This window comes from Leifsonia sp. Root227 (assembly GCF_001428745.1).
Taxonomy (GTDB): domain Bacteria; phylum Actinomycetota; class Actinomycetes; order Actinomycetales; family Microbacteriaceae; genus Leifsonia.
On sequence record NZ_LMIO01000004.1, the window covers coordinates 682,231 to 708,280 of the forward strand.

Annotated in this window: 25 protein-coding genes; 16 read left to right on the top strand and 9 right to left on the bottom strand. The window is 69.5% G+C overall.

All coding sequences use genetic code 11. The features are described 5' to 3' along the window. The first annotated feature begins 14 nt into the window (after positions 1 to 14). From purM to ASE16_RS18070, 3 genes are all read left to right on the top strand, one after another. The gene (gene purM / locus ASE16_RS18060; RefSeq protein WP_055898372.1) at positions 15 to 1,136 is read left to right on the top strand and encodes a phosphoribosylformylglycinamidine cyclo-ligase; all 1,122 of its coding nucleotides are present in this window, start codon (positions 15 to 17) and stop codon (positions 1,134 to 1,136) included. Positions 1,137 to 1,207: 71 nt separating this feature from the next. Then, positions 1,208 to 2,545, top strand: a complete 1,338-nt coding sequence (locus tag ASE16_RS18065) for a Calx-beta domain-containing protein (protein ID WP_157480464.1) — start codon at positions 1,208 to 1,210, stop codon at positions 2,543 to 2,545. A gap of 185 nt (positions 2,546 to 2,730) precedes the next feature. Continuing rightward, the gene (locus ASE16_RS18070) at positions 2,731 to 3,309 is read left to right on the top strand and encodes a helix-turn-helix domain-containing protein (protein ID WP_055898376.1); all 579 of its coding nucleotides are present in this window, start codon (positions 2,731 to 2,733) and stop codon (positions 3,307 to 3,309) included. On the opposite strand, the gene ASE16_RS18075 is transcribed toward ASE16_RS18070, so the two are convergent. Continuing rightward, the gene (locus ASE16_RS18075; RefSeq protein ID WP_055898379.1) at positions 3,276 to 3,587 is read right to left on the bottom strand and encodes a hypothetical protein; all 312 of its coding nucleotides are present in this window, start codon (positions 3,585 to 3,587) and stop codon (positions 3,276 to 3,278) included. The two genes, ASE16_RS18070 and ASE16_RS18075, sit on opposite strands and share 34 nt — an antisense overlap. 157 nt (positions 3,588 to 3,744) lie before the next feature. Here ASE16_RS18075 and ASE16_RS18080 point away from each other — a divergent pair, with 157 nt between their 5' ends. Genes ASE16_RS18080 through ASE16_RS18095 form a run of 4 tightly spaced genes read left to right on the top strand, consistent with a single transcriptional unit; the run spans position 3,745 to position 7,376 of the window. Next, a complete protein-coding gene (locus ASE16_RS18080) occupies positions 3,745 to 4,740 on the top strand; it encodes an ABC transporter ATP-binding protein (RefSeq protein ID WP_082581564.1) in 996 nt (331 codons plus the stop codon). Then, entirely contained in the window at positions 4,737 to 5,480 is a 744-nt protein-coding gene (locus ASE16_RS18085; protein ID WP_055898383.1) for an ABC transporter permease, read from the top strand. Before ASE16_RS18080 ends, ASE16_RS18085 begins: the two co-directional genes overlap by 4 nt. Positions 5,481 to 5,505: 25 nt before the next feature. Continuing rightward, positions 5,506 to 6,765 carry a sensor histidine kinase gene (locus ASE16_RS18090; protein ID WP_235500631.1) on the top strand — a complete coding sequence of 420 codons (1,260 nt, stop codon included), beginning with the start codon at positions 5,506 to 5,508 and terminating at the stop codon, positions 6,763 to 6,765. Continuing rightward, complete coding sequence (locus ASE16_RS18095) at positions 6,762 to 7,376, top strand: response regulator transcription factor (RefSeq protein WP_055898386.1); 615 nt, start codon at positions 6,762 to 6,764, stop codon at positions 7,374 to 7,376. The genes ASE16_RS18090 and ASE16_RS18095 overlap by 4 nt, the downstream gene beginning before the upstream one ends. Positions 7,377 to 7,479: 103 nt before the next feature. On the opposite strand, the gene ASE16_RS18100 is transcribed toward ASE16_RS18095, so the two are convergent. Beyond that, positions 7,480 to 7,683, bottom strand: coding sequence for a DUF3073 domain-containing protein (locus tag ASE16_RS18100; protein WP_055898390.1), 204 nt, complete (start codon positions 7,681 to 7,683; stop codon positions 7,480 to 7,482). A 146-nt stretch (positions 7,684 to 7,829) separates the two neighbouring features. Here ASE16_RS18100 and ASE16_RS18105 point away from each other — a divergent pair, with 146 nt between their 5' ends. Continuing rightward, positions 7,830 to 8,903, top strand: a complete 1,074-nt coding sequence (locus ASE16_RS18105; RefSeq protein ID WP_055898393.1) for an NAD(P)-binding domain-containing protein — start codon at positions 7,830 to 7,832, stop codon at positions 8,901 to 8,903. On the opposite strand, the gene ASE16_RS18110 is transcribed toward ASE16_RS18105, so the two are convergent. The 6 genes from ASE16_RS18110 to ASE16_RS18135 form a co-directional block, all read right to left on the bottom strand. After that, the gene (locus tag ASE16_RS18110; protein ID WP_055898395.1) at positions 8,887 to 9,078 is read right to left on the bottom strand and encodes a hypothetical protein; all 192 of its coding nucleotides are present in this window, start codon (positions 9,076 to 9,078) and stop codon (positions 8,887 to 8,889) included. The genes ASE16_RS18105 and ASE16_RS18110 overlap by 17 nt on opposite strands. A gap of 238 nt (positions 9,079 to 9,316) precedes the next feature. Then, complete coding sequence (locus ASE16_RS18115; RefSeq protein WP_055899049.1) at positions 9,317 to 11,338, bottom strand: glycogen debranching N-terminal domain-containing protein; 2,022 nt, start codon at positions 11,336 to 11,338, stop codon at positions 9,317 to 9,319. A gap of 8 nt (positions 11,339 to 11,346) precedes the next feature. Then, the gene (locus ASE16_RS18120; protein WP_055898399.1) at positions 11,347 to 12,099 is read right to left on the bottom strand and encodes a peptidase E; all 753 of its coding nucleotides are present in this window, start codon (positions 12,097 to 12,099) and stop codon (positions 11,347 to 11,349) included. Continuing rightward, on the bottom strand, positions 12,096 to 13,022 hold the full coding sequence (locus tag ASE16_RS18125; RefSeq protein WP_055898402.1) for a carbohydrate ABC transporter permease: 927 nt from the start codon (positions 13,020 to 13,022) through the stop codon (positions 12,096 to 12,098). Before ASE16_RS18125 ends, ASE16_RS18120 begins: the two co-directional genes overlap by 4 nt. Then, positions 13,019 to 14,149: a carbohydrate ABC transporter permease gene (locus ASE16_RS18130; protein WP_055898405.1), complete on the bottom strand. Its 1,131-nt coding sequence runs from the start codon at positions 14,147 to 14,149 to the stop codon at positions 13,019 to 13,021. The genes ASE16_RS18125 and ASE16_RS18130 overlap by 4 nt, the downstream gene beginning before the upstream one ends. A gap of 17 nt (positions 14,150 to 14,166) precedes the next feature. Continuing rightward, positions 14,167 to 15,423 (bottom strand): extracellular solute-binding protein, encoded by a 1,257-nt coding sequence (locus ASE16_RS18135; RefSeq protein WP_055898408.1) that lies wholly within the window; start codon positions 15,421 to 15,423, stop codon positions 14,167 to 14,169. A 358-nt stretch (positions 15,424 to 15,781) separates the two neighbouring features. On the opposite strand from ASE16_RS18135, the gene ASE16_RS18140 reads away from it, so the two are divergent. From ASE16_RS18140 to ASE16_RS18165, 6 genes are all read left to right on the top strand, one after another. Beyond that, on the top strand, positions 15,782 to 16,861 hold the full coding sequence (locus ASE16_RS18140) for a LacI family DNA-binding transcriptional regulator (protein WP_055898412.1): 1,080 nt from the start codon (positions 15,782 to 15,784) through the stop codon (positions 16,859 to 16,861). 37 nt (positions 16,862 to 16,898) lie between these two features. Continuing rightward, a complete protein-coding gene (locus ASE16_RS18145) occupies positions 16,899 to 17,534 on the top strand; it encodes an antibiotic biosynthesis monooxygenase (RefSeq protein WP_055898415.1) in 636 nt (211 codons plus the stop codon). Between the two features lie 352 nt (positions 17,535 to 17,886). After that, positions 17,887 to 18,762, top strand: coding sequence for a DUF4097 family beta strand repeat-containing protein (locus ASE16_RS18150; protein WP_055898418.1), 876 nt, complete (start codon positions 17,887 to 17,889; stop codon positions 18,760 to 18,762). Then, positions 18,759 to 19,403 (top strand): PadR family transcriptional regulator, encoded by a 645-nt coding sequence (locus ASE16_RS18155; protein WP_055898421.1) that lies wholly within the window; start codon positions 18,759 to 18,761, stop codon positions 19,401 to 19,403. Before ASE16_RS18150 ends, ASE16_RS18155 begins: the two co-directional genes overlap by 4 nt. Before the next feature lie 331 nt (positions 19,404 to 19,734). Continuing rightward, positions 19,735 to 21,867, top strand: a complete 2,133-nt coding sequence (locus ASE16_RS18160) for an APC family permease (RefSeq protein ID WP_082581566.1) — start codon at positions 19,735 to 19,737, stop codon at positions 21,865 to 21,867. A 70-nt stretch (positions 21,868 to 21,937) separates the two neighbouring features. Further along, positions 21,938 to 22,693, top strand: a complete 756-nt coding sequence (locus ASE16_RS18165) for a MerR family transcriptional regulator (RefSeq protein WP_055898426.1) — start codon at positions 21,938 to 21,940, stop codon at positions 22,691 to 22,693. 30 nt (positions 22,694 to 22,723) lie between these two features. Here the strand turns inward: ASE16_RS18165 and ASE16_RS18170 are convergent, their stop codons facing one another. Beyond that, positions 22,724 to 23,638 carry a YczE/YyaS/YitT family protein gene (locus ASE16_RS18170; RefSeq protein WP_055898428.1) on the bottom strand — a complete coding sequence of 305 codons (915 nt, stop codon included), beginning with the start codon at positions 23,636 to 23,638 and terminating at the stop codon, positions 22,724 to 22,726. A 61-nt stretch (positions 23,639 to 23,699) separates the two neighbouring features. On the opposite strand from ASE16_RS18170, the gene ASE16_RS18175 reads away from it, so the two are divergent. After that, positions 23,700 to 25,184 carry a PLP-dependent aminotransferase family protein gene (locus ASE16_RS18175; protein WP_055898430.1) on the top strand — a complete coding sequence of 495 codons (1,485 nt, stop codon included), beginning with the start codon at positions 23,700 to 23,702 and terminating at the stop codon, positions 25,182 to 25,184. Between the two features lie 219 nt (positions 25,185 to 25,403). Then, on the top strand, positions 25,404 to 25,979 hold the full coding sequence (locus ASE16_RS18180; RefSeq protein ID WP_055898433.1) for a hypothetical protein: 576 nt from the start codon (positions 25,404 to 25,406) through the stop codon (positions 25,977 to 25,979). Positions 25,980 to 26,050 lie beyond the last annotated feature (71 nt).

The window sequence follows — 26,050 nt, forward strand, 5'->3', positions numbered from 1 at the left end:
GTTACGATTGACCCGTGACCGATCAGCCAGCATCCACGTCCGCCTCATACGCCGAAGCCGGTGTCGACACCGCGGCAGGTGACCTCGCCGTCGAGCTGATGAAGGCGGCGGTGTCCCGCACCCACGGCCCCAACGTGCTGGGCGGTGTCGGCGGGTTCGCCGGGCTGTTCGACGTGTCGTCGCTGAAGATGTTCGACCGCCCGCTGCTGGCCACCTCGACCGACGGCGTCGGCACCAAGGTCGCGATCGCGCAGGCCATCGACAAGCACGACACCATCGGCCAGGATCTGGTCGGCATGGTGGTCGACGACATCGTGGTGGTTGGCGCCAAGCCGCTGTTCATGACCGACTACATCGCCTGCGGAAAGGTGGTGCCGTCGCGCATCGCCGACATCGTCGCCGGGATCGCCCGCGCCTGCGAAGCGACGGGCACCGCGCTCGTCGGCGGAGAGACGGCCGAGCACCCGGGACTCCTCGGGCCGGACGACTACGACGTGGCCGGCGCTGCCGTCGGCGCTGTCGAGGCCAACGCCGTGCTCGGTGCTGAACTGGTGCAGGACGGCGACGTGGTCATCGCGCTCGCGTCGTCCGGGCTGCACTCCAACGGCTTCTCCCTCGTCCGTCACATCCTGGCGAAGAACAGCATCGGCTTCACCGACCACTCGGATGCGTTCGGCGGCACGGTCGGAGAGGCTCTGCTGGAGCCGACCCGCCTCTACACCGCTCCGCTGCTGCGGGTCCTCGGCGAGCCGTCGCTCGGCGGCGCCGTGCACTCCCTGAGCCACGTCACCGGCGGAGGTATCGCGGCGAACCTGGCGCGCGTCCTCCCCGTCGGCTCCTGGGTGGAGGTGGACCGCGCGAGCTGGTCGCCCAGCCCGGTGTTCCGCATCCTGAGCGACCTGGCCGGCACCAGCCTGGAGTCGAGCGAGGGCACCTGGAACCTCGGCATCGGGATGCTCGCGGTCGTCGCGGCGCAGACCGCCGACCAGGTCATCAGGGCGATCGAGGACGACGGCATCCCGGCCTGGCGCGTCGGAACGGTGTCGATGGCGGAGCGCGACCTCACCGGCTTCGAGCAGGGCGCGAAGGGCGTGGACGGCGGCGCGGTGCGCCTCGTCGGCTCCTACGCGAGCTGACCGCGCGGCGGATGGCGCGTCACCCGTTCTGGTAGACGCGGCGGTCGGCCCCCAACGGCTAGAGTTGGCGCGTGGCCGCCAAGTATTCCAGTATCCGAAGGATGCTCGGTGTTGCCGGACTCGTCGTCGCGGTGAGCGGCGCGGGAGTGCTCGTGCAGGCCGTCACGGCGACCTCGGCCGACGCGGCCCAGGCGACCGCGGCGCCGACCGCGAGTCCGTCGCCCACCCCGTCCGCCGGCCCCGCCGCATCCGCTGATCCCGTCGCATCCACTGTTCCCGCCGGCACGCTCACCCCCATCGTCGACTGCATCGTGGATGCGCCCATCAGCTCCTCGCTCACCGCGCGCACCGTGCTCCTCGGCTACCGCAGCACGGCGCAGGACACCGTGCGCCTCGCCGCCTCCGCCAGCGCCAACGCGATCGTCCCTGGCGCGGCGGACCGCGGTCAGCCCAGCAACTTCGAGCCGGGAGAGCACCACGCGGTCTGGTCGCTGACGCTGGACGGCCGCGCTGTCCCGTCCGCCACGTGGCGTCTCGGCGGCGCGACCGCCACTATCGACGGCGACGTCCCGTCCTGCGCGACGGTCACGACGACGGCGCTCTCCGCTCCGTCCTTCGCCGCGGCGGGTTCGACGGTCACGCTGACCGCCGCGGTCGGCCGACTGTTCCTCTCCGCCCCCGCAGACGGAACAGTCAGCTTCTCCATCGACGGGGCCAGCCCGGTGGACGCGGCCGTCGGCGCGTTCGGCATCGCGCGTGCCGACCTCCCCGCTCCGCCGCCAGGCGACCACACCGTCACGGCCCGGTATACGCCGGCTCCTGGCGCCTCCCTCCGCGCCTCCGCCGGCTCGGCGCCCCTCACGGTGAGCACAGGGACGGGCGCGCTCGGCGTGACCGCCACCTCGCTCGCGGCCGACGGACGCACCGCGACCGTGACCGTGAGCCGCGCATCCGGAGCAGGCGGAGCGACGGTCGACTTCACGACAGCGGACGGCACCGCCATCGCCGGCGCCGATTACACCGCGACCACGGGCAGCCTCACCTTCCGCGAGGGCCAGACCACAGCCGCCATCGACGTCCAGCTGCACGCCCGGGCCGCAGGGTCGCCGGCTTCCACGTTCTTCGTGCTGCTGCAGCGCGCCACGACCACCGTGGATGCGGCCTCGGCCACGATCACGCTGCCCGCCGTCCCAGGCACCCCCTCGGGCGCCCTCGCCACCGGGGTGTCGCGCACCGGCGGCCCAGGCGGAGACTCGCTCCTGCCTGCGCTCGACCCGACGAGCCCGGCCCCCGCCGCAGGGGCGCAGGACCTCGCGATGCTGATCGGCGCCGCCCTGCTGACGGCGGGCGGCATCCTCGGCGTCGTGGGGCTGGTGCGGTTCGGCGGGTCGCGCGAGGCGCGCTTCTGACGGTTCGGCCGAGCCCGGGAGGGCGGAGCGCGATTCGAGTCCGCTGCTTCGACGCTGTGACGGCGTCCGCTGGGCTACCCCTCCGGCCGCTCCTGCGCCTTCCAGCACGCGGACAACGACCCGGCGCCGTGGTTGCGACGGACCGCGGACATTGCCTTGAATATAGCTACAGCTATAATTGACGCATGACTGATCTGATCCGCACGACGCGCGCACAGCTCGGACTGACCGGCCACGAGCTGGGCGAGCGCTTGGGTGTCACGGCCGGGGCGGTCTCCCAGATGGAGAGATCCGAGCGCGAAGGCCGGATCCAGCTCGACACTCTTCGGCGCGCTCTCCGAGCAATGGATCGTCAGCTCGTCGTCGACCAGGCTGTGGAATCGCCGTACTCGCGCTATGCCCCTGCCAGGGTCACGGATTCGGTGGCGGAAGCTCTCGCCGACGGAGACACCGCCTTCGCGTTGAGGCTGATCACACAGGCCGCGAAGATGGTCGCGCAGCATCCGGAGGCGCTGACGGACCGAGAGTTGAACGCCCGGCCGTCGCAGCTCTCCGATCCTCGATGGGAGCAGTTCCTCCGCGCCATGTACGAGGATGCGCTGCCGGAGGACCGCCGACCCTCCTGGACGAAGCCGCAAAAGCTTCCCCGTCGCTGGTATGTCTCTCAGTTCGACTCTCTCCGTCAACGCGCCAGGGAGACGACGCCCCAGAGGCTGCGTGATCTCAACATCTACATCGACGAGCGCTCACTGAGTCGCGCATGAGGCGTCGCGACGAGAATGAACTCGACCGCGCCCAGGTCGCCGAGTTGCTGGATGAACTGACCAGACGACTGAGCGAGCGTGGTGTCACGGGGCACATCCGGATCGTCGGTGGCGCGGCGATGGCGCTCCGCTACGGAGGCGACGACGCCGTCCGAGTGACGACCGACATCGATGCCGTCTACCTGCCGCGCCCCGATGTCGACGCGGTGATAGCGGAGATGGCAGCGGAGCGGAATCTGCCTGGTTCGCATCACCGACGCGGAAACCCTGGTGGACATCGCATACCGGGTCTACGGCGAGGATTCGATCGCTCTCCCCGACGGCCGCGAGTCGTATCTTCTGCTCGCCGCCGACCTCTTTCCCGTGACAAATGTCACCCGCCATCCCTGACATCCGCTCTGCGCGACCGCGTTTTCGCCCCGCCAGGCTGAGAGGGTGAATCAGACACCAGCCATCCAGCTCACCGACCTGCGGAAGTCATTCGGCTCGTTGCAGGCCGTCAACGGCGTCAGCCTCAGCATCGCGCCTGGCGAGGTCGTCGCACTGCTCGGCCCGAACGGCGCGGGGAAGTCGACCACCATAGATCTCGCGCTCGGGCTCGCGCATCCGACCTCCGGCACCGCCGCCCTGTTCGGCGAAAATCCGCGGGCGGCGATCGAGGCAGGGCGCGTCGGCGCGATGCTGCAGGGCGGGGCTCTCCTGCCGACCCTCACCGTCGCGCAGTCCGTCGCCCTCGTCGCCGCAGCGCACAAGCATCCGCTGAGCGTCGAGGAGGCCCTCGAACGCGCACGGTGCACCGAGATCGCCAAGCAGAGGGTCAGCAAGCTGTCCGGCGGGCAGATGCAGCGGGCGCGGTTCGCGGTCGCCGTCGTCTCGAACCCGGACCTGCTGTTCCTCGACGAGCCGACCGCCGCCATGGACGTGGAGGCGAGGCGCACCTTCTGGCAGTCGATGCGCGAGTTCACCGACGAGGGCCGCACGGTCGTGTTCGCCACCCACTACCTCGATGAGGCCGACACGTACGCCGACCGCATCGTGATGCTGTCCAAGGGGATCGTGGTGGCGGACGGCACACCCAACGAGGTCAAGGCCGTCGTCTCCGGCAGGCGCATCCGCGCATCCATCGACTTCGCCTGGACGGACGACGCACGGGATGCGCTCAGCCGCCTCCCCGGCGTCCGCTCGCTCGACCACCGTGCAGGGCAGGTCGCCATCGTCAGCGACGACTCCGATGCCACCCTGCGCGCGCTCCTCGCCGCCCACACCGACGTGCACGACATCGAGGTGACGGCGCACACCATGGACGACGCCTTCCTCGCCCTCACAGAAGGGGCGGCAGGCGGCGCATCCACCGACACCGCAGCCGCCGCCGACACCGCAGACACCGCAGCCGCCTCAGACACCACCATCACGAACGGAGCACTCCGATGAGCATCGCCTACCTAGGGCTGGAATCCTTCCGCCAGCTCAAGAACGCCCGCTCGATGATCTTCACCCTGGCCGTCCCGCTGATCATGCTGGTCGCCTTCGGCGGCAGCTTCGGCGGCAGCGGGCAGGTCGATCCCGTCACCAAACTGCCGTGGATCGTCGTCACGACCATCCAGGTGGCCAGCTACGGCGGGATGATGGCGGCGCTGTCCCAGGCGTTCAACATCGTCACGGAGCGCTCCATCGGCTGGAACAGGCAGCTGCGCATCACACCGCTGACCGGCACCGGCTATCTGGTCTCGAAAGTGATCACGGCCATGCTGATGGCTCTGGTGTCGATCGTCGTGATCTTCACCGTGTCCGAACTGCTGTTCCACCCGCCGCTCGCGTTCGGGAACTGGCTCACTGCCGGACTCGGCATCTGGTGCGGGGTGATCCCGTTCGCGCTGCTCGGCATCCTGATCGGGCAGTTCGCCAAGCCGGAGTTCGCGCAGCCGCTGTTCATGGCGGTGTTCATGGGCATGGCCGTGCTCGGCGGCCTGTGGGTGCCGCTGCAGATCTTCCCGGCCTGGGTCGCGAACGTGGCGCAGATCGTGCCGTCGTACTGGCTCAACCGGATCGGCCAGATGGGTGCTCACCAGAGCGGCGACGTCCTGACTCCGGCGCTCGTGCTGGCCGGGTGGACGATCGTGCTCGGCGCGTTCATCATCTGGAGGTACCGGCGGGATGCTTCGCGCAGCTGACGGCGCGCGGCCTAGGCTGGTGAGCGTGCAGAGCACAGAGAACGGTCGGCCGCTGGGCGTCGTCCCACGCCTCACCCACATGTCGGCCCGCCGCTGGTACCCCGGCGCCGTCGTCGGCCTGCTCTACCAGATCTCCGTCCTGATCGGTCTGTGGTCGTCGGCCGGCGCGCTCGCCACGAAGGTGACGGCCACCGCCGTCCTGATCGTCGTCTACCTCGGCTTCCTGCTCCTGCCGCCGCTGCTCTGGTGGGAGCGGGAGTCGGTGCGCGTCACGGGCATCGCGGTGTACTTCGCGTTCACCTGCCTGCTGTTCCCGTTCATCGGGGTGGCGACGACGTGGACCTGGGTCTACGTGGCCTGCGCGGCGGGGATGCTCCTGCGCAGCACGCGGACCGCCATCGTGATCATCGCGGCCATCGGTGTCGGCCAGCTGATCGCGATCGCCATCGACGGGTCGTTCGACGACAACTGGTTCATCGCACTCGTGACGGTGTCGATCGGCGTGATGATGGCCGCGTTCTCCCGCCAGATCGAGTCGCTGCGGGCGCTGCGGCAGGCGCAGGGCGAGATCGCCAGGCTGGCCGTGATCGAGGAGCGTGCCCGATTCTCCCGCGACATGCACGACGTCCTCGGCCACTCTCTCACCGTCGTGACGGTGAAGTCGGAGCTGGCCCGCCGCCTGGTCGGCATCGACCCTGCGAAGGCGGAGGACGAGATCGCCGACATCGAACGACTCAGCCGCTCCGCCCTCGCCGACCTGCGCGCCGCGGTCGCAGGCTACCGCGAGATGAGCCTGTCGACAGAGCTCGCTGCGGCTCAGGCGGCGCTCGCAGCAGCGGACATCGAAGCGCACCTGCCCCGCAACGGCGACGGTGTGGACCCCGAGCTGCGGGAACTGTTCGGCTGGGTGCTGCGAGAGGGCGTCACCAACGTGATCAGGCACTCCGGCTCGCGCAACTGCTGGGTGACCGTGACGAGCGACATGCTGCAGATCGACGACGACGGCCGGGGGATGGCCGCGGTCGGCGCTGTGGGCATCGTCGGTCTCGGTAGGGGCGGCGGCGTCGGAGCAGGGGACAGCCGGACCACGGAGCCGGCCCGCGGCGCAGCGAACGGCCGGGGCACCGGAGACGGAGGCCCGTTCGCGGACACCGCTCTTACCAGGGCACGCGGCAACGGCCTCGACGGCCTGATCGCCCGCGCCCGCGAGGTCGGAGCGCGGGTGCTCGTCAGCGCGAGCCCCCGTGGCGGGGTGCGTCTCACGGTGCGGAAGGCGGACGCGTGACCGACCCCATCCGGCTGCTGCTGGCCGACGACCAGGCGCTCGTGCGCGGCGCCCTCGCGGCCCTCCTCGATCTCGAACCGGACCTGACGGTCGTCGCCCAGGTGGGACGCGGCGACGACGTGGTGGATGCGGCCAGAGCCTCCTCAGCGCAGGTCGCGCTCCTCGACGTCGAGATGCCGGGCATGGACGGCATCCAGGCCGCAGCGGCGCTGCGCTCCGAGTTCCCATCCTGCCGTTCGCTGATCGTCACGACGTTCGGACGGCCCGGCTACCTGCGGAGGGCGATGGAGGCGGGCGCATCGGGGTTCGTGGTCAAGGACACCCCGTCAGGGCAGCTCGCGGATGCGGTGCGCAGAGTGGCGCAGGGGCTGCGGGTCGTCGACCCGACGCTCGCCGCGGAATCGCTCGCATCAGGGACGTCGCCTCTCACACCGCGGGAGACCGAGGTGCTCTCGGTCGCCGGGCGCGGAGGAAGCATCACGGACATCGCCAGAGAGCTGCACCTCAGCGAGGGCACGGTGCGCAACCACCTGTCGAGCGCGATCGGCAAGACGGGAGCGCGCAACCGCTCGGAGGCGGCGACGATCGCCGCATCGCAGGGCTGGCTCTGACCGGATCAGGCGGCTGGGCGCGCGCGAAAACGCCTCGACCCGACAGCTTCAGCGACAGCGTGAGCGTCAGGCGTGCAACAGGAACCGAGTGCCGGAAGAAGCGTCAAGCGCGCTTCGGCGTCTCCTCGTCCTCGTAGTCGTCCTTGTAGCCCTCCGGCTCGTAGTCCGCCCACTTCTCGTACTGCTCGTCGTTGTGAGAATGCCCCGTCAGCTCACGTTCGAGCGCGTCGTAGTTCACGTTCGGGCTGAAAGACTTCAGCTCGCGCGCGATCTTGGTGTGCTTTGCCTTTTGACGGCCGCGCCCCATGCGTGACCCCCTTACGGTGCCAGGCCGGGTGGGAGATGAGCCACCCGGGAATCCGAACAGGAACAGTGAAAACTAGCGTCTAGTTTAGCATGTGGGACCTGAGTGCCCCTTAGTTTGCGCACAGCGAGACATGATGGGATTGGCGCGTGACAACGACGAGGACCGACACTCAGGTGGCGATCATCGGCGCTGGCCAGGCAGGCCTCGCTGTCGCATACTATCTTCGCCGGTTCGAGCTCACTCCCGGCGCCGATTTCATCGTGTTCGACCGCGGTCCCGTCACGGGCGGCGCGTGGCAGCACCGGTGGGATGCGCTCAAGCTCGGCAGCGCCCATCACGTCAACGATCTGCCCGGCATGGCGGAGCTCGGCATCAGCTTCGAGACCGCGGACAGATCCCTCCCCGCCAAGGACATCGTCGCCGGGTACTACCGGCGATACGAGGAGCACTTCGAGCTGGACGTGCAGCGGCCCGTCACCGTGACGAGCGTGTTCGACCGGGGAGCCGACCTGATCGTGCAGCACACGAACGGCGAGACGGGCGCGCGGATGGTGGTGAACGCATCCGGAACCTGGGGTGCGCCATTCGTGCCGTACTACCCGGGGATGAACGACTTCGCCGGGCGGCATGTGCACACGTCCGGCTACCTCGCGGCCGAGGAGTTCGCCGGGCAGTCCGTGGTGGTCGTCGGCGGCGGGACGTCGGCGATCGGCTTCCTGCTGGAGCTCGAGAACGTCGCGGCAGAGGTCGCGTGGGCGACCCGCAGGCCCGTCGAGTTCAAGGACGAGTCAGAGTTGACCATCGAGGGCGGCGTCGCGGCCGTCGCAGCGCAGGATGCTGCCGCGCGCGCAGGCGGGGCGCTCCCCAGCATCGTGAGCGGCACCGGCGTGCCGCGCACCAGGCGCATCGCTGCGGGGATCGAGCGCGGGCTGCTCGTCGAACGTCCCATGTTCGCCGCGATCGAGCGCGACGGCGTGCGCTGGCAGGACGGTTCTTTCACGCGGGCGGACGCGATCGTCTGGGCGACGGGGTTCCGGCCGGAGCTGCGTCACCTGGCCCCGCTGAAGCTGCGCGAGAAGTCCGGCGGCTTGACCGTCGCCTCCGGAGCGTCGTGGCAGGACCCGCGCATCTTCCTCGCGGGATACGGGCCGCAGGCGAGCACCATCGGCGCCAACCGGGCAGGGCGCGTGATCGCCAGGCAGATCATGGCGCAGCTGTAGGGTCGGCTCCCGCTGCTGCCTGTCCTGTCTGTCGCCTGGTCGAACGCTCGGACGACGCCACCACGAACCCGAGGACCAGCACCGCCAGCAGCGTGCTCACCGCGGCTGGCGCGACCAGCGCGACGCCGATCAGGATGAGGGGAAGCGCGACGGCAGGGATCGCCCAGCGCAGCACCGAGCGCGCGCCTGGTCAGCTCCGGGGTGACGTTGGCGGTGAAGGTCAGATTGACCCACGACCACCACACCGAGGCGAACAGGGCGAGGAACAGCAGCAGCGTGCCGAAGGTGGGCTCGTGAGACAGCCCGTGGGCGAGCGGGGCGCCTTCGCGCCGACAGAGAAGTGGCCAGGAGCTGCCGCGCGCGATGGGGGATGCGCGGCGCCTCCTGGCCACTCGACAGGGGGAGCGGAGTGCTCAGCTCCTGGTCACGGCGCCTGCGTCGTCGACCGAGATGGCCACAGGCTCACCGGCGAACCGGAGGCCGGAGACCGCCATGGTGCCGACGCCGGGAACCGGTGCGACGTCGAGGGTGCCGGCCTGCGCGTCCGCGCGCAGCCCGAGGCGCGCGCCGAGCACCGCGACCGCGGCAGCAGCCGACCAGGCCTGCGGGCGGCAGGCCGCAGGGTACGGGATGGGCGTCGCCGTGTCCGTCGCCGCGTCGCCGGAGTGCAGCTCCGGCATCCGGTAGTCGAAGCCATCTGCTGCGGCGAGCAGTCCGCTCGCCAGCGCCTCCGCCTCCGCGGTGTGGCCGTCGCGGGCGAGCCCGGAGACGACGATGGCCGTGTCGTGCGCCCACACGGAGCCGCCGTGGTAGCTGAGCGGCCAGTATCCACCCGATGCCGACGACATCGTGCGCAGACCGTACCCGGAGTTCAGCTCGGGGCCGGCGAGGCGTCGCGCGACGAGCGCGGACTGCTCTGCGGTGAGGATGCCGGTTCCGAGCAGGTGTCCGATGTTGCTCGTCACCGTGTCGACCTTGCGCTTGGCGGAGTCGAGCGCGATCGCCGGGTACGCACCGGCGGGGTCGTCGATCCAGAACGACGCGGCGAACCGCTCCTTCAGGTCGGCGGCCCAGGCGCGCCACGCGTCTGCGCCTTCTCGCCCGAACGCCTCCAGCAGCTCGGCGCCGCCGACAGCGGCCTCGTAGGCGTACGCCTGCACCTCGCAGAGAGCGATGGGGCCGTCCGCGAGGGTGCCGTCGAGCCACTGGATGGAGTCGCCGGAGTCCTTCCAGCCCTGGTTGGCGAGGCCGTGGCCCGTGGTGTCGACGTATTCGAGGAAGCCGTCGCCGTCGCTGTCGCCGTAGTCGCGCATCCACGCGAGTGCTGCTTCGAGGTGGGGGAGGAGAGCTTCGACCTCGCTGGCAGGCATGCCCCACTTCCACGCGTCGTGCAGCAGCGTGATCCACAGGGCGGTCGCATCCACGGTGCCGTAGTAGAGCGGGGGCAGCACGACGCCCTCGCCGGGGATGGTCAGCGCGGCAGGGCGCAGCTCGTGCATGATCTTGCCCGGCTGCTCCGCCGTCTCGTTCACAGTCTGCGTGCCCTGCATGGAGGCGAGGACGCGGAGGGTGGACGCCGCGATGTCCGTGCCGAGCGGGAGCAGCATCCTGGCCGCCCAGATCGAGTCGCGCCCGAACAGGGTGAAGAACCAGGGGGCGCCGGCGGCGAGGAAGACGTCCTCCGGCCGGTCGGTGGTGGACATCCGGAGCGCCTGCAGGTCGGCCACGGCGCGCTGCAGCCAGGCGGCGAGGCGCGAGTCGCCCGTCGCCGCGGTGAAGGACGCCCAGTCAGGCGACGGTTCTGCGCCGGCGACCACGGCGGTCGGGTCGTCGACCTCGATGCGCCAGCTGAAGGTCGCGGCGCTGCGCGCGGGGATCTCGGCCGACCAGGTGAGGGTCGCCGATACGTCGTCGACCGCCACCTCCGACGCGGGGGCGACGACCGTCGCCGTGACGACGCCGGAGGTGAACGTCACCCCGTCAGAGGTGGCGATCGCGGCGATGGGATGCTCGCTCCCGCTCAGTCCGGCCTTCACCACCTGCATCGGGCTGAAGTCGGCGCGCAGCGCGACCTCGATGGTGGGGTGGACGGGCTCGGCGAGGGCGTTGCGCACGGTGATGGTCTCGGCCAGCGAACCGGCCACGACCTGCCTGGTGCGGTCGATGCGCACGCGCGGGTCGGCGGTGTGGTCGTCGATGGCGCGGGCGAGGGAGGTGAAGACGGCGGTCGCCGCATCCGGAGAACCTGTCGCGATGTGCTCTGGCAGAGCGCCGTCGATGGTGAGGCCGATGCCGCCGAGCACCCGGAGATCCGAGTGGTAGAAGCCGTGGATGCCCCGGCCGTCGACGGTGCCGTCCGCTGTCGACCAGGCCTGGCTGGGAGCGGTGAGTACTACGACACTGTCGTGCAGTAGGGGTTGGAGCGGCTGGGTCATCGTGGCGTTCACGCCTCCTCGGAGTGGGGGTTGTCTGTGATGGTGGTGCTGAGCACGCGTGGCGTGATCCTGCTCTCGGTGTCGCGCTCGACGCGCCAGGCGAACTGGCCTGCACGCTCGGCGATCACGTCGACGACGCTGGTTCCGGCGTAGACGATGCCGACCCCTTCGTCGAGGGCGTAGCCCTCCGGCAGTGTTCCTGCCGCCACGGCCGCCCGGTGGGCGACCCTGCGGTTCGGGTCGGAGTCGTAGTGGACGCCGAGAGACTCTGAGAGAAGGCCGAGGCCGTCAGGCACGGCGTCGATCTGCGGGCCGAAGGACGCTGTCGTGCCTCCGCTGTGCCAGCAGAGCGCCCCGGCGGAGCCCCCCGCGAGCACGACGCCCGCCTGCCAGGCCTCGCGGAAGACCGCATCCAGGCCGTGGGCGCGCCAGACGGCGAGGAGGTTGACGAGGCTGCCTCCGCTCACCCACACCACGTCCTGGGAGAGGATGTGCGCGCGCACGTCGTCGACATTCGGGTGCGGGAACAGGCGCAGGTGGCTGGCATCGACACCGGCGAGGCGCGCTGCCTCGAGCTCGGTCCCCTCGATCTGCCGCTGGTCGCCGCCCGCGGTGTTGACGTGCACGACCCTCGGGCGCCGGCCCGACACGCGCGCGAGCTCGATCGCGTGCTCGATCAGCGGGCCGTACGCGGCGTCGGTCCAGGTTCCTGGTATGAGGCCGCCGCAGGTCGCGACGATGGTCGGTTCGGCGGCGGTCACTCCTTCACCGCCCCCTCGCTGCTGTTCATGATGCGGCGCTGGAAGACGAAGAACAGCACGGCGACCGGGATGGTCATGATGGCGGCAGCCGCGAGCTTGATCGGGTACTGGCTGCCCTGGCTGAGCTGCCCGCTCGCGAGCCCTGCGACGCCCTTGGTGAGGGTGGTCAGCGACGGGTCCTGCGTCGAGACGATGAAGTGCGCCAGCTCGTTCCAGGAACCCTGGAACGACAGGATGATGATCGTGATGAGCGCAGGGCGCGCCATCGGGAGCACGATCGACCAGAACACCCGGAAGGTGCCCGCGCCGTCGATGCGCGCCTGCTCCTCGACGCTCGCCGGGATGGACTCGAAGAAGTTCTTCATGATGAAGACGCCGGCCGCATCCGTCAGCAGCGGGATGATCATGCCGGCGTACGAGTCGTAGATGCCGAGCTGGTTGATCACCAGGAACTTCGGGATGAGCAGCACGACGACGGGAACGGACATCACGGCGACGAGGGATGCGAACACCACGCCACGGCCCCGGAAGTGCAGGCGGGCGAGAGCGTAGCCGGCGAGCGAATTGAAGAACACGCGTCCCGCTGTGACGAACAGCGTGACGATGATCGAGTTCTTGAACCAGGTGGGGAAGTCGGAGTTGATGAACAGCTTCGTGTACGCGGCGGTCGTCCAGGTCTCCGGGATCAGCGACACCGGATTGGCTGTGGCGTCCGCATCCGTCTTGAACGAGGTGGCGAGCTGGATGAGGAACGGTGCGATGTAGATGATCGCGAGGACGACGAGGATCGCGTACGTGATCGACGACGCCACGACGACGCCGGTCGACCGCTGCCTGCGGGGGCTGACGGGAGGCTGAGCGTTGGCGAGCGCGCCGACCGCGATGGTGTTCGCCGTCTGGGAGGCGGTGGGGCCGATGGTCATCGGAGGGCTCCCTTGCTGTCGGCGCTGTCCGTGCGTGCTTCGTCCGCCGCCGTGATCGACGGCTGGTAGAGGCGCATCCGGCGCTTGGAGACGCCGCGCTCGCGCAGCACCCAGCGCTGGAAGATCGTGAAGACCACGATGATGACGAACAGGATGAACGCTATGGCCGCGCCCTGTCCCCAGTCCTGGTCGATGAACGAGCTCTTGTACGAAAGGAACGCGGGGGTCAGCGTCGTCTTGCCCGGTGCGCCTCGTGTGCCGGTGTAGATGGCGTCGAAGACCTGCCAGCAGCCGATCAGCCCGAGGGTGAGCACCGTGAACAGGGTCGGGCGGAGCTGCGGGAGCGTGATGCGCCAGAAGCGCTGCCAGCCGTTCGCGCCGTCCATCATCGCGGCCTCCGTGATGTCGCCGCCGAGGTTCTGCAGGGCGGCGATGAAGAGCAGCATGAAGGTGCCGCTCGTGGTGAAGACGGCCATGATGACGAACGCGGTCATGGCGACGGACGGGCCGCCCAGCCAGTCCCACCAGGAGACGCCGAGCAGGGTGTTCTGGGTGAGAGCGCTCGGGCCGTTCTTCACGCCGAACAGGGCGAGGAAGTTGTGGACGATCCCGCTGGGGTCGTTGAACCAGTTGGGTCCGTTGATCCCGAACCAGGAGAGCACCTTGTTGACGGCGCCGCTGGTGCTGAACAGGAACAGCCAGAGCACCGTGATCGCCACGGAGCTGGTGACCGAGGGGAAGTAGAAGGCGGTGCGGAAGAAGCCGCGGCCGCGGAGGATCGCCCGGTTGACGAGCACGGCCAGCCCGAGGGCGACGGCCGTCTGGATGGGGACCACGAGAACCACGTACCAGGCGTTGTTCTTCAGGGACATGCCGAAGTCCTGCTCGGCCAGCCCGCCCCCGGAGAGGATCGCCGAGTAGTTGTCGAAGCCGACGAAGTTCACGCCGGAGGAGAAGGGGCTGCCCCTGCCTCCCCAGTCGGAGAAGCTCACCCACAGTGCCATGAGCACGGGGACGACGAGGAAGACCCCCAGGAGGATGATGACCGGGGCGGTGAACAACCACCCCGAGGCGGCCTCGCCGCGCCGGATTCCGGAACGGCGAGACCGACTCGTGGTTTTCGACATTGTTCTCTGCTCTCCCGCTACTTCAGGAGCGCTTCGAGGTTCTTCTGCGTCGCATCCAGGATCGTCTTCGGGTCACCCGTCGCCAGCGATTCCAGCTTGCTGTTGAGGTCGGTGACCACGTCGGCCGAACCCTTGGCGGTCGGAACGCCCTTGGCGTAATCCGCCGCGCTCAGGAACGGGACGAGTTCGGGGTTGGCCGACTTCCACGCGTCTGCGGCCGACTTGATCGACGGCATCGGGCCGAACGCCTTGGAGAAGGCGAGCTGGTCGTCCTTGCTGGTCAGCTTCTGGACGAGCTTCAGCGCTGCGGCCTGGTTGGGGCTGTCAGCTGCGATGCCCCAGCAGTTGGTGAACTGCAGCGTGCCCTTGCCCGCCGGACCCTCTGGGAGCTCTGCGACCTTGTACTTGACGTTCGGGAAGTCCGACTTGAGGGCGCCGGTGATCCAGTTGCCCTCGATGGTCATCGCGGCGAGACCCTTGCCGAACGCCTCGCCGCCCCAGCCTGCGCCGAGGTCCTTCGCGTACTTGAGGTCGCCGTCGTTGAGGAGCGTCTTCACGTAGTCGAGCGCCTTGACGTTCGCGTCGCTGTTCGCGGTCGCCTTGGTGCTGTCCTCGTTCATCAGGTTGCCGCCCGCCTGGGTCATGAACGACCCGATGCGCGCGTACTCGCCGGAGATGCCGAGCCCGACGTGGCCGGCGCCAGTCAGCTTCTTCGCGACGGCCTGGAGCTGATCCCACGTCTTCGGGATGTCGCTGTCCGTGAGGCCGGCAGCCGACCACATGTCGGTGTTGATGATGAGCTGCAGCGTGGAGAAGTCCTTCGGCGCGCAGTAGAACTTGCCGTCGTATGTGAAGGACTTGACCAGGCTCGGGTAGAAGTCGCTCTTGTTGGAGAGCTGGTCGCCGTACGCGAGGAGCGAGCCGTTGGACGCGTACCCGGCCAGCGCATCCGTGGACAGGTAGAAGACATCGGCAGGCTTCTTCGCCGCGAAGCCCTGCGAGAGCTGCTGGTTGAGGTCGCTGGCGGCGATCACCGACGCCTTGGTGCCGTCGCTCGTGGACCAGTCGGACACGGCCGACTTGACCGCGGCGGTCTCTGCGTCGCCTGACGAGCCGATCATGACGGTCAGAGCTTTGTCGGACGACGTGAGCTTGCCGGAAGCCCCGTCGCTGCTCCCGCTGCCGCTGAAGCCGGAGCCGCAGGCGGTGAGGGCAAGGGCGGTCGCGACGGCGACAGCGCCGCCGGCGAGCCACCGGTGTGTTGGTCGTTGCATTGTTTTCTCCTTGGTGTGAGTGTGCCCGTCATCGGACACACAGGGGTTACGTCGGCGAAGTCGTGGGCGCGGGGAGAGCGTTCGTGCGAACGGTGCGGTGCGCGGGTGCTGCACCGTCGGTTGGGCACGAGTCATGCGCGGTGCGGGTGCGTGCGGACGGGAGGGAGGGACGCGGCGCGATCGGCGCTGGCATCGGACCTCCTCTGGTCGGTACGGCGGGTTTGATCGATCATATTTTGTGCTGCTAAGTTATGTTTTGAACGATCAAATCGGGGTGCTGCCAAGATAACCATGGGCCCCGCGACGTGTCAAGCGGACCCCGCGCTAGGGTCTTATCCAGTCGACGGAGAGGAGAGACATGGGTGCACAGCCCACGGTCAGCGATGTCGCAGACATCGCCGGCGTCTCCCGCCAGACCGTCTCCAACGTCCTCAACTCCCCGCAGCTCGTGCGCCCGGAGACCAGGGAGCGCGTCCAGGCGGCGATCACCGAACTGGGCTACCGCCCGCACGCCTCCGCCAGGCGGCTGCGCACCCAGAAGAGCTCCACCATCGGCATCCGCCTCGACCCGATCACCACGGACGGCATCTCCGGCAGCATCCTGGATCGCTTCCTTCACGCCCTCACCGAGCAGGCCGACCGGATGAACCTGCGCGTCCTCCTCTTCACGGCGTCCGGACCGGAGGACGAGATCGAGCAGTTCCGCCGTCTCAGCGAAGGGGCGGACGTGGATGCGTTCGTGCTCACCTCCACCTTCCACGGCGACCCGCGCACCGAGTGGCTGATCGAGCACGGCCAGTCGTTCGTCACATTCGGGCGGCCGTGGGGCATCGACGACATGACGGACCCGCAGCACCTCTGGGTCGACGTCGACGGCTCGTCCGGCCTCCGCGACGCCACCCGCTACCTGCTCGGCACCGGCGCGCGTCGCATCGGATACGTCGGCTGGCCGAGCGGCTCAGGCACGGGAGACGATCGCCGCCGCGGCTGGCTGGAGGCGATGCGGGACGGCAGTGGCCTCTCCGACGACAAGATCGCCTCCCTCGAAGCCGACGCGGAAGACGGCGTCACCTTCGGCGCGGACGCGATGCGCCGCCTCGAACGCTCAGCGGGCACCGTGGATGCGGTGGTCTGCGCCAGCGACTCGCTCGCCCTCGGTGCGCTGATGGCGACGGCCGGCCGCATCCAGGTGGTCGGTTACGACAACACCCCGGTCGCGGCGTCCCTCGGCTTCTCGAGCGTCGAGCAGCCGCTCGACGAGGTGGCGGCCGGCGTGCTCGACCTGCTGACGGGCACGCACGGCGGCCGCGTGCATCCAGGGTCGGCGACGGCGGACCCGATGCACAGGCTGGTCGCCCCGCGCCTGGTGGTGCGCGACGGGCCGACCGTGATCGCGGCGGCGCGGGACAGGGCGCGCGGCGACGTCGCAGCATCCTGAAATGCGTTTGTAACGCTCTGTCGGCGACACTGGAGGTATGCCTCCACAAGAGTCTCTGCTGGATGCGCCACAAGCGCGTCGCCTTCCCGTCACCGTCTCGATCACCCGCCGCGTCGACAGCACCCGACTGCCGGATGTGACCCGCTGGGTGCAGTCCGGCGTCAACATCGCCAACACCTATGAGGGCTTCCTCGGCTCCGGGTGGGTGCGCGCTGGTCACGACTCCGACGAGTGGCACATGCTCTACCGCTTCGCGGACGCCGCCGCCCTCGACGTCTGGGAGGGCTCGGAGGACCGAGCAGCCTGGCTGTTCGACGGCCGCGAACTGGTCGAGCTCGCCAGGGTCGAGCGGCGAACGGGCATCGAGGGCTGGTTCGATCAGCCGCAGGACGCCGTCGCGGGCGAACCCGACCCGCTCGATGTGGGCGCCCGCCCCATCCCGGTCGCGCCGCCGCGCTGGAAGCAGGCGGTGACGATCTGGCTCGGCTTCTTCCCGCTGTCCCTGCTGTTCACGTTCCTGGTCACCACGTTCATCCCCTTCTGGCACCAGCTCTGGATCCCGGCCACAGTGCTGATCACCACGCTCTGCCTGACGCCGACGATGACGTACCTGCTGCTCCCCTTCGTCACGCGTCTCCTGCACCCCTGGCTGCAGCGCCCGCGCCGTCGCTGACGCGCGCCGCCGCGCGCTCGCCGCGCGCCACCTGCGCCCGAACGGAGTTCGCGCACGCTTCCATCCGCGTTCTCCGTCCGGACGGAGTGCACGTCGGCGCGGCGCCTCGGTTCTCCTGTGAGACGGAGACGGGACGCGCCCCGGCGCGACCGTCCCAGCGCCCAGGGTTTCCCCTGACCCGACCCTGAATCCGCAGGTCTTTTGCCCCTCCCTCTTGCATCTCGCGCAAACGCGATATATCGTGACCTTGTCAACAACGCGATATATCGCGATCACCGAGGGTCCGCCACCGCGCGGCACCAGAGAACACGGGCCGCATCCACAGCCCGGAACGAACACAGGAGCACGCACCATGACGCAGGACAAGTGGCTGATCCAGCCGGGCGAGAGCAAGACCATCGACATCGAGCTCGTCCGGACGCTCAAAGCCGGATTCATCGCAGGACAGGTCGACATCATCGGGCACGACGAGCAGGGAGCGCGGGTCGAGGTCCACTCGGTCTCCGGCCGCGACCTCAAGATCACGCTCGACGGCGACCGCCTCGAGATCGACCACCCGCAGCTTCGCTGGGACAACTTCATCGAGGTCTTCAAGTCGATGCGGTCCAACGCCAAGGCCGAGGTCAGCGTCCTCGTCCCCCGCGACGTCGCCCTGAAGCTCGGCGTCATCTCCGCGACAGCGCTCGTCGCCGGCCTCCACACCGACGCCAAGCTCAGCACAGTCTCCGGCGACCTCGTGGTCGACGGGCTCACCGGCGACATCGAGCTCAACAGCGTCAGCGGCGAGCTCTCCGCCCGCGGCCACACCGGCCGCATCTTCGCGCACACCGTGTCCGGCGACGTGACCGCATCCGGGTCCATCCCCAAGTTCACGGTCGACAGCGTCTCCGGCAACACGATGCTCGACATCGTCGGCACGCCGGACGCGATCGCGAGCAACTCGGTCTCCGGCGACCTGACCATCCGCATCCCGGAGGCCCTCGGCGCCCGCTACCGGGTGAACACCGTCTCCGGCAAGGTCCAGCTCGACAACACCATCATCCACGGTATGCCGGGCAAGACATACCAAGGGACGGAAGGCTCGCTCGACGGCACCTGGGTCGACGTCAACGCCAACTCGGTGTCCGGCAACGTCTACGTCCTCCGCAGTGCGCCGTCCAGTGCGCCGTCCAGTGCGCCGTCCGGCGCGACCTCCGCTCCCGCCGGCCAGGACGGGGCGTCGGCGTGAGCCCCGTCTTCGCGCACGGGAGTCTGCGCCTCTACCTGCTGAGCCTCCTGGCCGAGTCGCCCAAGCACGGCTACGAGCTGATCCAGGCGCTCAGCGACCGGTTCGGCGGCACGTACAGTCCGAGCGCCGGCACCATCTATCCTCGGCTCGCGAAGCTCGAGGAGGAGGGCCTGGTGACCAAGGCGGTCGACGGCAGGAAGACCGTCTACGCGATCACCGACGCCGGACGAGCCGAACTGGCGGAGCGGGAGCACGAGCTCGACGCCATCGAGGACGAGGTCACCGACTCCGTGCGCCGTCTCGCCGACGAGGTCAGGGCCGGGGTCAACGACGCCATGCGTTCGCTGCGCGCCGACCTGGCCTCTGCCGCGCGCGAGGCCAGCCGCGGTCCTCGCGTCGACGTGCGGGACATCCGGGACGGAGCCAGGGATGCGCGCGACGCCGGCCGGGATGCGCGGCAGGCTGCCAACGCAGCCGCGCGCGAAGCCGAGGCGGTGCTGAACGACTTCCGTCAGCAGCTCCGCACCGACTTCCGGTCGCAGGCGGCGCGCGGGGTGCTGCCGGATGGGGTCGTCCCGCAGCTCAAATCCGAGCTCGCCAGGGTGCGTGCATCCGTCTTGGAGGCGTTCTCGCGCCGCTGAGCGCGCGCACCCCGCAGGCGGCAAGCGTGAGAAACCGGGGGATGCGCGCCGCGGCTGGGCAGCGGCTGAGAGCATTCGACGACACGCCGCCGGCGCACCAGGCACAGCCACACACAGCGAAAGCGCGTCCGACACTCAGGTGCGGGCGCGCTTTCCGTATTTCCGGCGTGTTTCCGCGAGTTTTGAACGCGTTTCGGGACGCCGTGAAGACAAGCTCCATCCTTTGCAGATCCGCATACTCCGCGGGCCGCGACGCGCCGACTTGACAGTGGTTTCGCAGCGAGTATTCTCGACCCTCGTGACAAATGAGGGGAGATCCCCGAAGCGGTGGTTGATCGGCGACCCGCTTCCGAGCGAAAAGCTCGAAGGACAGCTACTCCCGAAGCACCTCGCCCTACCCATCTTCGCCTCCGACGCACTGTCGAGTGTCGCGTACGCCCCGCAGGAACTCCTGATGATCCTGCTCATCGGCGGGCTCGCGTTCCTGAGCTTCGCTCCGTGGGTCGCAGCGGCCGTCGTGGTCCTCCTCATCACCGTGGTCCTCAGCTACCGTCAGCTCGTCAAGGCGTACCCGTCCGGCGGCGGAGACTACGAGGTCGCGCACAAGAACCTCGGTGAGAAGGCCGGGCTCGTCGTCGCGTCCGCGCTGCTGGTCGACTACGTGCTCACCGTGGCCGTGTCCGTCGCATCCGGTGTCGACAACATCATCTCCGCCCTGCCGTTCCTGTCGAACTGGCGGGTCGAGCTCGCGGTGCTCTTCGTCGTCATCATCGCCGCCGTGAACCTGCGCGGTGTGCGGGAGTCGAGCAAAGCGTTCGCCATCCCGACGTACCTCTTCATCGGCAGCATCTTCGTGATGATCGTGACCGCACTGGTCCGCACGGCGTTCGGGGACGCCCCCATCGCCGAGTCGGCCAACTTCCAGGTGCACGCCAGCAGCCTCACGCAGGCGGCGATGGTGCTCCTGCTGCTGCGCGCCTTCTCCAGTGGATGCTCCGCCCTGACCGGTGTGGAAGCCGTGGCCAATGGTGTCCCCGCCTTCCGCACCCCCAAGATCAAGAACGCCCGCAAGACCCTCGCGCTGATGGGCGGCATCGCGATCGTCCTGTTCGCCGGGCTGACCACGGTCGCGCTGATCAGTGGAGTGCATTACGCCGAGAACCCCTGCGACCTGCAGGGCTGGGCCCAGTGCGCCACCGAGCCGCAGCGCAGTCTCATCGCGCAGATCGCTGCGGCGACGTTCGGCAACAACACCATCCTGTTCTTCATCGTGCAGGCGGCGACGGCTGTGGTCCTGCTGCTCGCGGCGAACACCGCGTTCAACGGCTTCCCGCTGCTCGGCTCCGTGCTCGCCCGCGATTCGTACGCCCCCAAGTCGCTGAACACCCGCGGCGACCGCCTCGTGTACTCGAACGGCATGATCCTGCTGGCGCTGGCCGCCACCGCCCTGCTGCTCGTCTATCAGGCCAACCTCACCCAGCTCATCCAGCTGTACATCATCGGCGTGTTCGTCTCGTTCACCCTCGGGCAGTCCGGGATGGTCAAGCACTGGATCACGCTGCTGCGGTCCGGTACGGTCGCGCCGAGTGAGCGGTCCAGCATCGTCCGCAGCCTCTGCATCAACGCGTTCGGCGCGTTCCTCACCGCCGTCGTGCTCATCGTGGTCACGATCACGAAGTTCACCCACGGCGCGTACCTCGTGTTCATCTTCATGCCCATCCTGTGGCTGCTCATGCTCGGCGTGAACCGCTACTACCGGGATGTGGAGAAGGAGATCGAGGTCGACCCCGTCACCACGTTCGGCAGCAGGGGCGACCACGCCATCGTGCTCGTCGGCAAGATGCAGAAGCCGGCGCTCAAGGCCCTCGACTACGCCATCGCCGCGCGCCACGACTCGATCGAAGCCGTGCACGTCGCGGTCGACGAGGAGTCGACGGAGAAGCTGCAGCAGCAGTGGATCCAGCAGAACATCCACGTGCCGCTGACCATCATCGAGTCGCCGTACCGCGAGTTCGGCCACCCGCTGATCAAGTACCTGAAGCACCGGCGCGAGGAGCACGGCTCCGAGGTCGTCACCGTGTATCTGCCGCAGTACATCGTCGGCCACTGGTGGGAGTCGTTGCTGCACAACCACAGGGCAAGGCGCATCCGCCAGCAGTTGCTGCTGTGTCACGGCGTGACCGTCGCGCTCGTGCCGTGGCTGCTCGACTCGTCGTCGCTCATCTACGGCCGCCGCTCCCGCCCGCTCCCCGGTCAGGACCGCCGTGGAGAGCCGATGCGCCCTGTCGCGCGCAGGCCGCTCGAACCGGCCTCCAAGCAGCACGGGCACACCCGCGCGCACGGGACACCGGCTTCTGCCGGGCAGCCGCCCGCGGCGAAGGGCTCCGGGTCGGCCGAGCAGGCTCCGCCCGCCGCCACACCGGCGTCCGAGACCAAGAAGGTCCCCGCACGCGCCAAGCGTTGATCGCCGCTTGACCTTGACGTAACGTCAACCTCTACCGTGGATTTCGCATCCCACGAGAGAGGAGACGACGGTGGACTGGTCCATCCAAGACATCGCACGGCTGGCCGGAACGACCAGCAGGACGCTGCGTCACTACGACGACATCGGCCTCCTCCCGCCCAGCAGGATCGGCGGCAACGGCTACCGGTACTACGACAGGGACTCCCTCGTGCGGTTGCAGCGCATCCTGCTGCTCCGCGACCTCGGTCTCGGCCTCCCGGCCATCGCCGACGTCCTCACGAGCCAGGTGGATGCGGTCCCCGCCCTCCAGGGCCACCTCACGTGGCTGCGCGACGAGCGGGAACGGCTGGCGCGACAGATCGCGTCGGTCGAGTCGACCATCCAGGCGATGAGAGAGGGAGAAGAGATCATGGCGGAAGACATGCTCGACGGTTTCGACCACACGCAGTACAAGGACGAGGTGGAGGAGCGCTGGGGCAAGGAGGCGTACGCGCGGTCCGACGCGTGGTGGCGCAGCAAGACGCCTGCCGAGCGCGCGGAGTGGCAGCGGCTGCAGAAGCGGCTCGCGGCCGACTGGACGGCCGCGGCGGCCCGCGGCGGCGACCCGGAGAGCGCGGAGGCGCAGGCGCTCGCCCAGCGGCACTACGACTGGCTCGGCGCGATCCCTGGAACCCCTGGCAGCGACGCGAACGGCCCGACGGCCGCCTACCTGACCGGCCTCGGCGACATGTACGTCGCCGACCCGCGGTTCGCAGCGAACTACGGAGGAGAGACGGGCGCGGTGTTCGTCCGCGACGCGCTGCGGGTGTTCGCCGCGCGGATGTGAGGTCGGTGCGGTCACGGTGGGCGGTGCGGCTCAGGCGCGGCGCGGGCGCCTGCGTGCCCGTGCCCTCGCGACCTGGGTCAGTCGGTCGTCGAGCCAATAGGCCGCGACGGCCTGCGCCGGGCGAATCCCGCGCGGCGACCGCGGGCTGGGCTCTCGGTCGGGCTGCACCGCGCCGATGAGGTTGCTGTCGGATGCGCGGTGGTCGCGCATCCGGGTGGCCGCGTCGGTTTCGAGCAGGATGCCGTCACGCACGTCGAACGTGGCGGCATCCTGCTCCTCGAGGCCGGCCGATTGCTCGGCCGTGCCTTCGAGCTCGCTTTCCAGCGCCGCCGCAGTCGTTGCAGCGTCCTTCGGCAGGCGGATTGCGAAGAAGGGGAGGGTGATGCTGCAGAGCGGGCCGACGAGCAGGGCGAACGCGAGCGTCCCGATGCCGACGTTGCCGCCGAGGAACCAGCCGATCACCAGCACGGTCACCTCGATGCCCGTGCGCACCGCCCAGATCGGCCAGCCGGTGCGGGCGTGCAGTCCCGTCATCAGGCCGTCGCGGGGGCCAGGGCCGAGCTTCGGGCCGATGTAGAGGCCGGTCGCGACCGCCAGCAGCAGCAGGCCGCCGACGAACAGCAGCACTTGCGCCCACAGCTCGGTCTGCTGCGGGATGATCGTGAGCCCGACCTGGGCGCTCGGCCCGACGAGCAGCACGTTCAGCACGGTGCCGAGCCCTGGGCGCTGACGCAGCGGGATCCAGAACAGCAGCACAGCGACGCCGACGAGGTTGGTGACCAGGCCGAACAGCAGGCCGGTCTTGAGCGACACTCCCTGAGCGAGCACGTCCCACGGCGACACTCCGATGCCGGCACGCACCATCATCGCAATGGCGATTCCGTAGAGGAACAGCCCGAGGAGGAGTTGCGCAAGGCGTCTGGTGAGGAGGAGGCGGCTGGTCACTCTCCTATCCAATTTCCTGATTGGCCTTTTATCAAGAGTCCAATTCGCTTAAGGTGGCCTTATGCCGGATGCGCAACTCACCGCCCGCTCGCTCGAATCGCTCCTCGGAGAGTGGCGAGGAGGGGGCGCCCACTACCAAGCGCTCGCCGACCGCATCCGGTTGTTGGTGCTCGACGGCCGCATCCCGATCGACACGCGCCTGCCCGCCGAACGCGACCTGGCGGCACGGCTCGAACTCAGCCGCACCACCGTGACCGCTGCGTACCGGGGTCTGCGCGACGCCGGATTCCTCGACAGTGTTCGCGGGTCGGGCAGCGTCGCCCGCCTCCCCGGTCCCGTGCTCGTCACGGCTCCGATCCCCGGCGGCGACGGGATGCTCGACTTCACCAAGGCCGCGCTGCCCGCGGCCGCCTCCCTCCCTGCCGCTGCCCGCGCCGCAGCGGAGGAGCTGCCGCACTTCCTCCCGCACTCCGGCTACGACGCCGTCGGCCTGCCGCATCTGCGCGAGGCCATCGCGGAGCGCTACCGCCGTCGCGGCCTCCCCACCGACCCCGACCAGGTGCTCGTCACAGTGGGCGCGCAACAGGCCATCGCGCTCATCGCCCGCACGTTCCTCGGCCGCGGCGACCGCGCGATGATCGAAATGCCGACGTACCCGCACGCCACCGATTCGCTGCGGCTCGCGGGTGCGCGGCTGGTACCCGTGACGGTCACTGTGCCGGGCGCGGACGCACCGCATCCCGTCGGCGAGGAGGACGACGGCTGGGACATCGACGCGCTCGAGCAGACGCTGCGGCGCGCGAACCCGGCACTGGCCTACCTGATCCCCGACTTCCAGAACCCGACGGGCGCGTCCATGTCCCCGTCGACGCGCGAGCGCGTGCTGGCGGCGACGGCGGCGCAGGGCACGATCGTGGTCGGAGACGAGACGACGGCCGACCTCGACATCGACAGGCTCGGCGAACACCTGCCGCTGCCGGTCTACGGCTCCCGGGGGGCGGGGGATGCGCCCGTGCTGCTGATCGGGTCGGTGAGCAAGAGCCTGTGGGGCGGTCTGCGGATCGGCTGGATCAGGGCGGAGCGGTCGTTGATCCAGAAGCTGACGGCGGCGAAGCCGGCCACCGACCTCGGCACGCCGCTGCTCGAACAGCTCGTGGTGGCGCGGATGCTGCCGCAGATGGACGAGATCCTCGAAGACCGGCGCGCGCAGCTGGCGGCCGGGCGCGAGCGGGTGCTGCGGATGGCGGCGGAGACCTTCCCGGAGTGGAGCGTGCCCCGGATGCACGGCGGCCTCGCCGCCTGGGTCGGGATCGGCGCGCCTGTCAGTTCTGCGCTCACGCTGGGCGCTCGCAGCCAGGGGCTGCTGATCGCTGCCGGCCCTCGTTTCGGGCTGGACGGCGCGTTCGAGCGCTTCCTGCGCATCCCGATCACGTATTCGGAGGAGGAGACGGCGCTGGCGTTCGCTGCGCTGTCACGCGCGTGGCCGGGCGCGCTGCGCGAGCCGGCCGCGTACCCGGACGCGGCCCCCCTCCCCAACGTGGTCTAGCCGCCCCGCGTTTCGCGCCGCTGCCGCGCCACGTTCGCGCGCGCGCGATGCCAGTAACTGTTGCGACATGCCCGGGATGCGGCGCAGATACTGGCATCTCGCGCTTCGACGGGGCGGCCTGTGGATGGATTTCGACGCTCTGCGGCGGAATCGTGCATGGTGGGTGCCATGATCCATCCCCGGTTGCGACACCGCCCCTTCTCGCTGAGGGAGCCGCGCGTGCTCGGCGTCGAGCCAGCGCGGCTGTCGTGCAGCGAGCTCGTCGCCCCGTTCCGCGGCGCGCGCATCCCGACCGCGCTCGCCGCGGACTTCGTGGCGCGCTGCGCCGCCCTGTGCGCTCGCGAACCGGATGCGGTCCTCTCCCACACCACGGCCGCGCGACTCCTCGGGTTGCCAGACCTGCGCCGCCTGCCCGGCGAGCCGCCGCCCGCCACGGATGCGCAGCCCGAGTTCCACCTGACCGTCCCGTCCCCGGCGCGCCCTCCGCGCATCGCCGGGGTGCGATCGCACGTGCGGCCCATCCGGGCGCGCGAGGTCCGCTTCGCCAACGGCCTTCCCGTCACCTCGGCGGCGCGCACGTGGGCCGACCTGGCCGCGAGCTCGAGCATCCGGCAGCTGGTGGTGCTCGGCGCACAGACCTCACCCGCACGACGGCGCTGCAGCGAGAGGGCGAACTTGTGCTCAGGATCGGCGCCGAGCATCTCCGGGCCGAGAAACGCATGGTCGGGCTGTTGTTCCGTACGCTCGCGTCCCGAGGGTGGGAGCCGTCGTGACCAGGCGCATCCACCGGCCTGAGCCTTCCGTGGGAGTACGTCTCCACCCTGAAGTCGTACCAGGGCATGAGGAATTTGCACAGGCTGCAATGT